The following is a 13145-nucleotide window of genomic DNA, read 5'->3' on the forward strand; positions in this document are numbered from 1 at the left end:
GGCCAGGCCTCAGCATTTTATTATGGTGATCCCCTGGGCGAAATGCGCCTGGTAAGCAGAGTTTTTGAAATGTAAGGCCTTTGAATAAGACAAAAGGCTGCCTCATCGCTAACTTTGCAACAGTGCCGTCTGGATTGACTTCCAGAGCCAGGTTCTGCTGTACCATTTCATCTGCCAGTGCCAGAACGATATGCATGAGTTCGGCACTGTCGGCCTTGACCACAGCTGCAATCATGGCCATATCCAGATTCTGTTCATCTGCATCAGGCTGGGTATAACGTTTTAATGCGCTCAGACGGGCTTTGGCTTTGAGGAACTCTTCACGTTTGGCCAGATGTTCTCTTAAACTTTGTTGCTGTAGCCCAAGCTCATTGAAAATAATCGAGAAACGATCGGCATAGAAGATGCGTGAATAGAGCTTGATGTCCAGTAACCAGTCTTTTTCAGTTTCAGGCTCAGGACTTGGAAAATACAGCAAGTATTTGCCCTGCTGATCCTCAAGTTCCAGTTTAAGCTTAATCGCAAGGCTGGATTCTTCTGCCATATTCAGAATATGAACATCATTCAGTTTTAACGCCTTTACTTCTTCGCTAAAGGACTGTTCCGCATCGTACCAGAAGACAATCCGGTGCTGTTCAATATAAAAGGCTTGTTCCAGACCTTGTTGTAGTTGACTTAAATTCATGCAACGACCTCATCAAGGTCTAGTACCGGAGAAAAAGCATTCATCATTTCTCCCCCGTAATCGCTTTGACTTCAGCCAACAAGTCCCCAAACTTGCCATAATTGACTTTCACCCCATCATCCAGATCTAACGTAATACGCTGATCGGCATAATGACGCAGCTTTTCTTCAAAAGTACTGAGTTCAGCCTGTTGCTTATGCAAGTCTTGCAGTTTTTTCTCGATGCGTTTGATTTCAGCCGCAGAGTCACTGCTTTCTTTTGCTGTTTCCAGAGAATTAGCATAGGCGGACATTTTGGAAATCAGTGGCATAACATATTCGGTACGCATACGCGCCAAGGTGCTTTCGTTATAACGATGCAAATACACCAACGCCTGGAAAGCCCCCTGTTTACCACTGCTGAATAGCCAGTAGATCGGGCGCTTTTTATAGGTCTGCATGTGATCTTTATAGAACTTGCTGGCGAGGTAACGGCGAATGGTGTCTTCAGCCGTTTCACTGGCTTTTTTATCTAAGCTTTCTGCGAGCCACTGCATATTGGCATCCAGTGTCTCTTTCCCCCAAACGGCAGTTAAGAACTCTCGAATACGGTGCGTTGCATCATCTTCAAACCAGTGCATTTCGGTCAATGGAATAATACCGTCAGCATCTGCCGGGAATGTTTGATAACGGCTAGCATCAAAGTCTTGATTACCTGCATGGGCATAGATCAGACCTGGTTCATCCAGACTATAACGCCCCATCATGCAGCCAAGTGCATAAGAGACTAAACGCTGGCTGTCTTTTTCACGGTCGGCACGAGTTAAAGTGATCTGTTCATCTGGTACGTCTGGTGTAAGTTCATCCTGTAAACCATAAGCATCAATAAACAGCTTATTGTTTTCTTCTTCCAAGCGTTTCATTTCAGCCACGGCGTCAGTATTTTGCTGTTGCCATGTGTTAAACGCTAGTTCTAAGTTTGGCTGTTGGCTACGAATAATGGGGTTTTGGGTAAAGTCCCATGAGGTTTCGTAGGAGTCCCAATCATATTTAGATAATTGAACACAAACCTTAATATTTTCTTCATTAGCTGCTTGTACATCAAATGGAAGTTTATTTATTTCGCCAACTCCAAAATGTAAGGTAGGATTCATAAGATTCATATAGTAGAAAACAACTTTTGAATTTAATAAACCTAATGTTGTTATTAAATTATTTGAAAAAACCATAGAACCTGTATTTTCAAATATAAAGCCTTCATCTACTAATCTTGCACAAAAAAAAGAACTCGAAATATCTGTCCAGGTTACGCCAGCTTTAAAATAATATGATGGATTTCGAATGGTAGAATTACGCTGCTGTTTAATTGCAAATCCATTTTTTTCCCAATTAATAATATGATTTCTGTTTCCATACCATTTTCTTGCAGTACCACCATCATTATGTGGGAACCATTTATTTAAATTAATTTGATTATTTTTGGCTACAAAATTGATCTTAGTATGATTGACTTCATACCACTCTCTTACAAACCTAGGTTTATCTCCGCTTGTTAGTCCACTTTTAGCATTAGCTATATCCGCTAATGCTGGCATTTTCTCAAAATTATCACGTATAGAATTACCTACCCAATATGCTATAGGACTACATGGTATTTTTTGGAAATCTTCTTGAATGGTTGTATCAAAGCGATTTAAATTATTTTTTAATAGGTATTGTTTTTCCTCATGATTTTTATCTACTAATCTGAAGAAAGCCGGCTTTACACCCCCTATATGTTTTTTTTGACCTACGAATGCTACAGTCTGTACAACTTCGCCTGATATCTCTGGAAAAGCTCGGGCTCCCAAATGAGCCATAGTCCAAATTGAATGATTTAGAAGTAATTTTTCCCGCATGTTTTGATATGATGTTAAAAACATCCATCCCTGCATTGTTACCATACTACTAGCACCAGATTCTTTACAAAAATCGAAACCACGTTCTATAAACATGGCAAAGAGGTCTGATTTACTATCAGGATAGTAATCTTTAGCGAATTCTTTTAAGTTTGTAATTGTATTCGCACCCATATACGGCGGGTTAGCGATTACAGCATCATATTTTTTCGCTAAAAGTTTTGCTTGTATAACCAAAGGCAATAATTTTTTAGCAGCGGCTTTCTGTAAGGTATCGCCCTCAATAACCAAGCCTTCTAAGGTATTTTGCAAATCGATAAAATCTTGTTCTGGGCTATCCATACAAATTAAAGAACCAAAAGTTGAGGCTTCTTTAAACTTAGCTAAAACTTCCTGAATCAGCTTAAAACGTTCGTCATTTTCAGGACTGCTTAAATCCTTTTGATCATTGCCAAACAGATCGACATGACTGCCTTTTTGCCATGCTTGGTTTAAGTTGAGATCTTTCCAGATTTGATCTGCATCTAAATCCTGACTGTCTTGTAGCGCAATAATATTCAGCTTCGGTGGATTGCTAAATAAACGGCGGTCATCCTCACGCGCTTTCATCAATAGCGCAAAACTGGCTAACTGCGCGGCACGGGTATCAATATCAATCCCGTACAGGTTGTTTTCCAGAATCAAACGTGGAATATCACGACTGCGGTAACCACGTTCCAAATAAATCGCTTTTAAGCAATCGTAGGCTTCCACCAGAATATGCCCCGAACCACAGGCCGGATCCAGTACCGTAATGCTTTCAGGGTTTAAGCTATCGCCATCTTCACTGATCCGTACATCAATCAGCTGTTTTAACTGTGCATTGACTTCATCGCTTTGCTCAGCCGGCTGAATATAGTATTCCCACCCACTGGCAAGCATACTTTCTGGCTGTGCCATCATCCATAGACGACCAACACTGTTCTGTACCAGGTATTTCACAATCCAGTTTGGGGTGAATAATTGTGTCGCGGCAGGGATATCTTCACTTTTGACAACTTTACCAATCACCTGGTCTTTCTTTTCAGAAATATAGAACTGATACAGCCAGCCAATAATCTGCACATCCGACCAGTCTTCTTCTGGAATACTGCTGACCAGATCACGGATCAACGAATCGGTTTTGGTCAGGTTATCCGGTAATAACAGTTCTGACTCATCAGACACCTGTTCGAACAGGAGTGGCATCACCTGATTCAACGCATGACACTGCGCCAGTAACAATTCACGATAGAGTTCTTCGTCTTTATTGCCATCCAGCTTGAGTTCAGCCACACGGCTGGCATCTAAACCCGGTAGCTCAATGTCCAGACATTCTTCCAGAATCTGCGGCAAGCCTGCACTACCATCGGCACTGCTCAGCACACGGCGACCATGATCCAGTAAGCCTTTGCATTCCATGTAGCGAATGGCACAGAGACGGTTAAACCAGCTATAAGCGATATAATCAATCGTCTGCTCAAAACTGCTGGTTTGAATGCGCTTGATCAGCTTCTCACGTGGTTTCATGACTGATAGCGGAAAAACCTGATCGCCAATCAGCAGCAAGTCCCCTTTCTGTTCTGCCGGTAAAATGCGGTCTGCGGTGATGCCATATTTAGCGGCTTGCTTGCGCATCGCTGCGATAAAATCATTTCGTGCTTGCGGTGCGTATTTTTTAATATTACTGGTATTCATCTTTAAACCTTTAATTAATGACTGATGCCGATATCCCTAACCCGAGTTAGCGGATACGCACACGCTTTTTATCACTCACGATTTTTTTCAGTTCAGCTTTGAGTGCGTCTACAAACTGATCCACTGATTCTTCTGTTTCCAGATAGACACTACTTGAGCTTTTGCTGTAAATGCTGGCGACATCAACTTCGACAACAGGTTTCGGTGGCACTACGGCTGTCACAGACTGTACCGGACTCGCAGCAGGTGTTGATGTAACTGGGCTGGCTGTAGTTGCTGAACTCGCCACACTCTCGGCTTTGCTCTGAGCCAGTTGTGCCGCTTTGGCCTGACGCTGGATTTCCGCCTGAACTTCGCTTTCCAACTCATACAAGGCTTCATCAAAACGCTCGACGCTGGTTTGAGTTTGCAACATATAGATGGTGGACAGGCTAGTTTCCACTTCAATATCCGTTTTCAGCAGTTGTAGTGGGCGTAATAGCTTGTTACTCAGCTCAGCGGTGGCAATACCACTGTTTTTAATCTCGGCTTCTAACTGTTTGATCTTGTCATCAATGTGTTCTATCGCCTGATTGCGCTTCTCAGTCAACAATTGCTCATTGACGCTTTCCACTGTACGAACCAAATCAGCCACTTTATTTAACAGACCATAGGGCGATTCAAGGGTGGAAATGCGATGTAATTCAGAGAGGGCTTTTTTTGCCACCTCATCACTGCCCAGCGCCTGTTTGTTTTTCTCAAAATGACGTAAGGCCTGTTGCAGTTGTTGCCAGCTTGGCATCTGGTTGCTGAAGAATTCATGAATATCACGATAATCTTCTTCCAGATCCAGATAGTCGTCCTTGTTCTCGACCACGGCCTTAAAGAAATCGAAGCTGTCGCTATTCGCCAGCAGACGTTCCAAAGTCAGAATAGACTTTTCAATCACTTTCTTACCCGGGAACTGCCCAACATCAGTTTTACTCTTATACGACTTAAAGTTGGCTAACCAAGTCTTAAGATGCTGCAAATAGAATTCAAATAGCTCTTTCTCAGTCGCTGGTCCCATCGCCGAGAACAGTTCTTGGGTGAGTTGGCGTGCCTGTTTCAATACCTGATCATCAGTCTGGCGTTTTTTAATGATCGACACATCACGGCGACGGCGGCTGTTTTGTAAAGGCTCAAAGGCATCTTTTAACTGTAAGCTGCCGCCATTTAACTGTAGTGAAATCCGCCCCATCGCAGCCAGCTGACCCACCAACAGTAAAATCTCGGCATCTGGCCAGCCATAAGGACGTTTGGCAAAACGATCCACCACATCTGACACCAGAATACGCTCTGTACCGGTGGCCCGTAGTGCAATGTACTGCTCCACTTCCTGTAGGGCTTTGGGATTGCTCTGACCGCCATCCAGAGACAATCCGAGCTGCGCCATATCATCCACAGTCAAGACGGCGTTCAGTTCACGCCAGGCATCCTGCTGATAGACCTGCAGATAGCTCAGTTTGGTATAAGTGTTTTCCAGCAAATAACGACAAGCCTCATCCAGCTTGGTGGTTGGACTTGAAGATGAAAGTTGTAGATGTTGACCCAAGGCATAACTTTCCGCGTCCAGCAACATTTCTTCGACCCGGACACGCAGGCGTTTTTTACGCTCCTGGTTCTCACGGCCACGGTCTGCCAGGATACGGGTGATATCGGACTGAGTGCCATCATCATTTAACCGAATAAATTTATTGGTTTTCAGCCAGGTGCGCAGTTCATTAAAGAACTGTTTATCGTCTGCCAGTTTAAACAGGACTTGTCCTTCGGCCTGAGTACTTTTACCAATACAGTAAGCTTCAGTATAGAGGTTGTATTCCGTATCCAGCGGAGAAATGATTTCAACTTTCAAATCGCTCTCATACTTGCCATCCAGGCTATGACCATCCAGAAAACGACCAATCTGATAGTCCATCTTGTTGGCTTGATGGCGGTATTTGTTCTGATCGCGCAGTAAATCTTTAAAGATCAGGTTGGCTAACTCTTTATTTTCTTCTGAAGCCGCTAAGTCTGTGGCTTTAATTTTTCGGGTAATATCCCGCTCTTCATTGGTTAGGAACAGGAACTCATCACCATTCCTAGTAATCAGGCTCTCTTTTTCCAGACGCTGCAGGCTCTCTTCAATCCGCTTGCGCAATGCCAGCTTATCTTCATCAATTTTCTCAATCGACAAAGTCACCAGGTTATCCAGCGTACCTTTGATGATATCGACATAGCGGATCATGAACAGGGTACGCAGCATCTGCACATCAAAACCATCCAGGGTCTTATTCTGCCCTGCCTGGTCGATGGTACGCTTCACTGCTGTATCCAGAAATCCTTCCACTGAAGTATAGAAGCGGTGGAAAGGAACCAGGGCACCGACTTCATCTGTAGCAATCGCATTCGCGGCCATCTGGAACGCATCCAACATGGACCGTTCACCATAGGCCAGGTGTGCACCGGTCGCACCGACCTTACGGATTTCTTCAAATACTTTTTGTACCAGCTGAAAATGGTACGGCGCAAAAGGATAGTTATGGATAAAGCTGTCTGGCCCCTCATAGTTCTTTAGGGTTGGGCCTGAACGGTCAAAGGTAATCTGATTTTTTAAGATATCGCCCTTTTGCTCAAACACTGATCTGAGCAATGCTTCTGCTTCTGGGGTTTTACGTAATAAACGTTTCTGGATGACTTCATCGGTATTGGAACTGGACAGTGATAACCGGGTTTTAAAACGACCAGCAATCTTGGAGAAGTCATTGGCTTTGGAAGAAGACATCTCACCTAAAACAGCATCGATGTCTGCCTGTGAGGTGACGATAATCCAAGCGCGGCCTTTACAGATCGTACCCAGGTTTTCAGTAATGGTTTGCAATGTCAGCATCAAGCGGGTATCGCTGCCAATAAACTGCCCCACTTCATCGACCAAGAACAACATGCGTTGCTGGGGTCCTTTGCTGTCCAGGTATTCTTTCACCCACTGACAGAAGTTTTCAACCGAAACACTAAAGGTCTGCTCAGAATCCTCAAACCACTTGTGTGCAGCTTCTGCTGATAGATTCAGTGCCTGAGAAATCGCAGTTTCGACATCATCCTGATAGAACTGATATCCGTCACGTTCTTCTAGCCAAGACATGCCGCTGGATTCCTCAAACGCCTGTTTAAAGCGTTCATACACCCCTTTCTGGCTCAGGTGACGTTCCATATGGGCAATATGTGGATGGTCAGCACTAAAACCCTGATACTCGTTAAACACACGTAAAAACACATTCAGGATCGGATTGCCATCGTCATTGGAACTGGCTTTACTGTCAATGTTAAACAGGATGACATCGGCATGATGGCTAACGGCCTTGCCAATATCGGCACGGATAAATGCATCGCGGATTTTAGTTTCATCAAAGAATTCTGCGGCGCTACGCTCGTTACCTTGCGCATCACGTACCACTTTATTGGCCAGAATATACGACAAGGTTTTCAGGAAATGTGATTTACCTGAACCAAAGAAGCCTGAAATCCATACGCCGACACGGTTGGCAATCGAAGGATCGCTCAGGTCTGTGCCATAAGACTGGAAAAAGTCCCGAAAATGCTTTTCCAGTTCATTGGTGACCACATACTCATCGAGTTCCTGATAAACCGTAGTATTGTCATTCTGGTCTGCTTTTACGACCCCGTTAATCGCACGATCTAATGGCTTATAAAAAAGTTCTTTAATGTTCATCTCAATCCATTCCCCCGAATTCTTATTTCTATTTGCCGTGTTAAGGCACTAATCTGAATGCTCTGTAGTAATTATTGCTTGGAATTTTTCCAAATAAACTCATCGCTTGACCGTCGTAATAACCTGGGTAAAACAGCACCACTGGCTTATGCCCCAGTAACGAATGCAAACTGTTCAATAAGTGATGGGCACGTAACAGTGGCCAAACCGACCCTACCCCAGTCATCAACACAATATCTTGTGCATTGGTGGCATATTTACTCACCAGATAGGGCGCGAACTTATCCATATGCAGTGGGCCTTTCAGCGCTTTGAGCAGCGCCTCATCGCCTTTGGCTTTTTGCATTTGAATGGCTTTATCGATGAAGTTACGCTCAGACAGATAATCCACCACGGCTTGCAGCAGGTTGATATTCACCACCTTCAGCTGACTGTGTTTTTTCTCCAGCATCCCGTCTAGAAAATGCAGATATTCGCGCACCTTCAACTCATCTTCAGGTGCATAATCAAAAATCCAGAAGCCAATTTCATTGCCCAATCCTTGTCCAGTGAGAAACTCGGTTGAAAGTATTCGCTCTGGAATCTGGTTCAGACGCTCATGTATTGTTTGACTCATTGCTGCCCCTCTACAACTAACGCGTCCATACCGACACTTCCATAGATCTTTTAATGCGTTGTTTATAATGTTCTTCCAACAGGCTACGCAGCTCTGCTCTGACGATCACGCGCTGCAACTCCAGCTTACGGGTACTTTTTAAATAACCGGCTTCTGCCAGCATGCGAAACACCACCTGCCCCATTTTTTTCTTGCTGGACTCTTTCCAATCACAGATATCCGGATCACGTTGTGAGCGTTCATCCAAAAAATCTGACCAGATATAACTGTCCAAGTATTGCGCCTGGGAGATATAGGCATCCCTCATCACCGTTTCCATAAACTCAAGCAGCAACAGGTTGCGTTCCAGTGCCCCACAAAAAGCCACCTGAGTCGCCAGCTCATCATCCCCATCCCGCAAAGCTTTCCAGAAATCAGGCTCTAAGCGCTCAAGACGCTTACGAATGGCAGTGGCGTTACGTTGGGCTGAAGCAGGCGTTCTTTTTTGCAGAATATTGTCAATCTGAATGGCCTGATGCCATTGTTCTGGAGTCGCTTCTCGTAATAACAGATCCGCGATCAGCCGGCTTTCACGCACCATCAGGGAACCGCCAATCAGGTCACTGTCATAATGAAATTGTTCTAACATAGCCAATCTCCTATGACGCCTGATCAAACAGGTAAGACGACAGCTTTTCGATATCTGAGCGTTGTAGTACCAAGGGATATTTCAAGGCATCATCCGCCTCAGCCAGCGTGATCGCGGCCTGATATCGCTGCAAAGTATAGTGAGCCAGGGCTTTTTTCACCGGAATCTGTAATCTGCCATCAGGCATGCCGAAGTCTTTTTCGACCAGCGCTTGTTGTGATGAGTTCAATTTTGGATTAGGGATCAGCGTCAGTACAATTTCTTCATGCCATTGCTGATCCTGAGCAGGGCCTACTGACTCAATCGCCATCACAACAGGTGTGCGATCAATTCTGGAGAGTAAAAAGTCCTTAAACTGCTTGCTCTGATGGCAATAGGCACGGACATGCCAGCGAAAACCGGTATACACCAGGGTGTGTGGGGAAATGATGCGTTCATGCCACTGCGGATTCTGCATCGAGGCATAAATCATTTTTAAAGTACTTTGGTTGCGGCAGGCACGCAAAACTTCCCGAATCACTTCAGGACGTACACTGCGATCAGGTAATTGAACTGCTGTAAGATTCGGTTCTGGCATCGCAATAAGGGCATGCGATTCACTGACCAAGCCCGAGAGCATATTGAGATATTCATTGATATGCGCTGTAGTCAGTACAGGCTGGAAGCTGGCCTTAGGCACATAACCCTTGACGGAGGGGTCATGAATCAAGGCATCGGGGTTATACAGCGTATTGTAACGCTTGATATCCGCAGAAGCCTGCTGTCGACTGAGCCCAAACCAGCTCATCAAACGATTGGTAACCAAACGACCTTCCCAGTAAGCAAGCAACTCGATGGCTCGCATTCGAAGAAGCACTTCATGCTTATCTGTCGTCATATACCAATCAGTCAATAAATAGCAGCTTTAAGATTACCCTACAGCAAATATACAGTAAATATTTTTGACGGTATTTAAAGGTAGTATTGCAATCATCAGATAAAAAATATACTAGTATCCTGATGATAGCCGTCAAAGTACGATCTCTAGCAGATCATGGATCCTGGTATAGCGCGTGAATTGAGCTAAGTTTTAGAATGAGAGAAATATGGGTTTTAGATTTCGTAAAAGTATTAAATTATTCCCGGGTTTTAAAATTAATCTGACCCATAAAGGCATCAGCAGTGCCAGCATTGGCAAACCTGGTGCTTCTCTAAATATTGGGAAAAAAGGTACGCGAACCAGTGTCGGCATTCCAGGTACGGGACTATCTTACTCTAAACACCAACCTTACTCTAAAAAGACCCGTGTTCCACAACCGACATCGCTAGAACACACGGAATATAATCCTCAGAATTTAGAACAACCGAAGGCAAAGATATGGCCTTGGATTATTTTTGGAATATTGTGTTTTATGGTGGGTGCCGTCATTTTTTAGCAAGAACCGCATTGTATTTTAATCAAAAAAAAAATGCCCAGATGGATGAATGGGCAAACTAAGGAATTAATATCCTTCAGAAACTCCAGCGCAATTCTCGCTACTTTCAGTAAGCGACTCTGGCTCAATCATGATAGTCTGACTCAATCGAGTCGAGGTAAATCGATCCATCACAATTGGAGCAGAAATTATGCTTGATCACACTCTTGGTTAATGCTGAAAAGTCTTTGAGTTTTAATTAATAAATAATAGTATCCATGTCTACCCTCAACTTTACTTATTTTCAGATAGCAACCAATCGAGAGCACTCATTTTTACAATACCATTATAATTCGCTTCAGTCCCTATCGTGTCTAATGTAAGCAAATACTTGGGATACGAATCAGAAATTTTCTGTAATGGACGTAACTCTCGGCTGAGTGTCTCCTCATTGAGCGTTTCTAATGCCACCTGATAATAAGTTAAATTCTGTAAAGTATCGACAGCAACAAAATCAATTTCATATTCATCAACCCGCCCTACATAGACCGTATAACCTCGTCTGACAAGCTCAAGATAAATCACATTTTCTAAGATATGACCTTGATCAGCATTAGCATCAGGCAACATAATCCGGCGCAATCCGACATCAACTAAATAGTATTTTTCAGAGGATTGTAATAACTCACGCCCGCGTACTTTAAATTGTGCGGCACTATAAAATAACAAACTGTCCTGTAAGCCCTGAATATAGCGTTTTACTGTTTCAAATGAAATTTTAACCCCACTTGAAACAAAGGTATTTTTAATTTTATTGATGGAAATAGCTGAGCCTGTCACGCTTGCCAAATATCTTGTGACACGCTCGAGAGAGTTAATATCGGCAGTATTCAAACGTGGAATAACATCTTTAAACATTACACTGGCATAGACCGCTTGCAAGTAATCATAAGTTTCCTGCTGGCTAGTCATGGCAAGCGTATAAGGGAAACTACTGCGCGTATACATGGCATACAAATCACGATTTGATAATTGTTGGATGATCGGATTATTTTCAATATGCCACTGTTTAAATTCTTGGAATGAAAGGGGTAAAACATGTTGCTCTATATAGCGTCCTGTAAGTAAAGTCGCAAGTTCTCCACTTAGAAAGAATGCATTTGAGCCTGTAATATATAAATCGATATAATCCCGAACATATAAAGAGTCGACTACTTTCTCAAAATTTGTAACATGTTGAATTTCATCTAAAAAAACATAGTTTTTTTTACTTTTATCAACTTTGGATAATACATAATCATGTAGTTTACGGTAATCGGTGAGTTCTTCAAATTCCATAAATTCGAAGTTGATGGCAATGATGTTTTCGGCTTGTACGCCCTGTGCTTTTAGGTCTTGTTGAAACATCGCCAATAAGGTGGATTTTCCAGAGCGACGTACACCCGAAAGCACTTTAATGACATCACGGTCTTGCCATGTATTCAGAAATTTTAAGTAGCCATCACGTCGAATATTAGCGCTTCTCATTATTTACACTTAGAATCTAAAGTTTTAATAAATTCTATCAAATTTTAGAATGTATATGTAAATATATTTAGTTTTAAGAAAAGTTTAAAGGTTAAGTGAAACATTCAAAGCTGCTGTAGAAGCATGTAAACATGCAGATCTGATCAAAATCCAAATTCTGTCTTTTTGATTATTTTCCATGTCATGTTATGTCATTTATGCTACGAGTTAACTGCTATATAAATTAAGTGAAAAGTAAATGGAACTAAGTTGTTAACTAGAGTGGAACTCATTTTTGTTGTGCTGATGGTCTCAGCCTTAATCCTAATTGCTTATGAAATGCTAAAAGGTTTATTTTAGAGCATCTATACAATTTTTGATCAAAAAAAGCCCACAGAGGGAATCTATGGGCGAAACTAAGGACCTTGACGGTCATTCAGAAACTACAGCTAGTTTCTGGTTGTGATTCTGGACTGAATTAAAAATAACCATATTGGCTGAATGTATCAAAAGTTAAATCATGTGATTAATCATTGATACTTCTGCAAAAATGAGCTCATCGCTCTGTTGATTAATACAGTAATTCACCAAACAAATCCGCTCTAATCTCTTCCAGGCTCAGATCTGATTTCATCCTATTACAGATGGGATGAACCAGCAGACCATTCTCTAGAACACCTTGCCCACCTACGGCTTTGGCAATCCGATGATCCGATTCAGTAGAATCAAGATAGATCAATCCATCACAAATGAGGCAAAAGTTATGATTACCCACCAGAAAATTGTGCTTAAGCAGACTCTTGGTTAATGCCGAAAAGGCCTTGGGCTTTGACCGAGAAATTGGACTAATCGACTCCACATATCCCACTCTATTGTAAACAAGACATTTTTATCTTTTATATTCAATGGCTTATTTTCCTGCTAATTGGTAATACCATGAAAAATACCATGCTCAGAAAAGGCTTAACAATATTTTGAAAAATTGCCTACTGAGCGC

Annotated in this window: 8 protein-coding genes and 3 pseudogenes; 3 read left to right on the forward strand and 8 right to left on the reverse strand. The window is 42.7% G+C overall.

Annotation, left to right across the window (positions count from 1 at the left end):
- A pseudogene (locus FTU29_RS16140) lies at positions 1-75 on the forward strand (IS6 family transposase); the annotation flags it as partial.
- A 52-nt stretch (positions 76-127) separates the two neighbouring features.
- On the opposite strand, the pseudogene FTU29_RS16145 reads toward FTU29_RS16140, so the two are convergent.
- The 6 genes and pseudogenes from FTU29_RS16145 to FTU29_RS16170 all read right to left on the reverse strand — a co-directional run.
- Positions 128-685 (reverse strand): annotated as a pseudogene (locus FTU29_RS16145) (BREX-1 system phosphatase PglZ type A); the annotation flags it as partial.
- A 43-nt stretch (positions 686-728) separates the two neighbouring features.
- Positions 729-4277 (reverse strand): BREX-1 system adenine-specific DNA-methyltransferase PglX, encoded by a 3549-nt coding sequence (gene pglX / locus FTU29_RS16150; RefSeq protein WP_180004193.1) that lies wholly within the window; start codon positions 4275-4277, stop codon positions 729-731.
- 46 nt (positions 4278-4323) lie between these two features.
- A complete protein-coding gene (gene brxC / locus FTU29_RS16155) occupies positions 4324-8004 on the reverse strand; it encodes a BREX system P-loop protein BrxC (RefSeq protein WP_180004195.1) in 3681 nt (1226 codons plus the stop codon).
- Between the two features lie 40 nt (positions 8005-8044).
- The gene (locus FTU29_RS16160) at positions 8045-8620 is read right to left on the reverse strand and encodes a DUF1788 domain-containing protein (RefSeq protein WP_086355031.1); all 576 of its coding nucleotides are present in this window, start codon (positions 8618-8620) and stop codon (positions 8045-8047) included.
- A 16-nt stretch (positions 8621-8636) separates the two neighbouring features.
- Positions 8637-9248 carry a DUF1819 family protein gene (locus FTU29_RS16165; protein WP_121523422.1) on the reverse strand — a complete coding sequence of 204 codons (612 nt, stop codon included), beginning with the start codon at positions 9246-9248 and terminating at the stop codon, positions 8637-8639.
- Positions 9249-9258: 10 nt separating this feature from the next.
- A complete protein-coding gene (locus FTU29_RS16170) occupies positions 9259-10035 on the reverse strand; it encodes a YafY family protein (protein ID WP_257223270.1) in 777 nt (258 codons plus the stop codon).
- Here FTU29_RS16170 and FTU29_RS17550 point away from each other — a divergent pair.
- Complete coding sequence (locus tag FTU29_RS17550) at positions 9949-10143, forward strand: hypothetical protein (RefSeq protein ID WP_227554859.1); 195 nt, start codon at positions 9949-9951, stop codon at positions 10141-10143. The two genes, FTU29_RS16170 and FTU29_RS17550, sit on opposite strands and share 87 nt — an antisense overlap.
- Before the next feature lie 190 nt (positions 10144-10333).
- Complete coding sequence (locus tag FTU29_RS16175) at positions 10334-10663, forward strand: DUF4236 domain-containing protein (protein ID WP_005403805.1); 330 nt, start codon at positions 10334-10336, stop codon at positions 10661-10663.
- A gap of 273 nt (positions 10664-10936) precedes the next feature.
- On the opposite strand, the gene FTU29_RS16180 is transcribed toward FTU29_RS16175, so the two are convergent.
- Positions 10937-12169 carry an ATP-binding protein gene (locus FTU29_RS16180; protein WP_160255372.1) on the reverse strand — a complete coding sequence of 411 codons (1233 nt, stop codon included), beginning with the start codon at positions 12167-12169 and terminating at the stop codon, positions 10937-10939.
- A gap of 550 nt (positions 12170-12719) precedes the next feature.
- Positions 12720-13031, reverse strand: a pseudogene (locus FTU29_RS16185) (HNH endonuclease signature motif containing protein); the annotation flags it as partial.
- Positions 13032-13145 lie beyond the last annotated feature (114 nt).

Origin of the sequence: Acinetobacter sp. YH12086 (assembly GCF_013419345.1) — a bacterium.
In the GTDB taxonomy this organism is placed as follows: Bacteria; Pseudomonadota; Gammaproteobacteria; order Pseudomonadales; family Moraxellaceae; genus Acinetobacter; species Acinetobacter amyesii.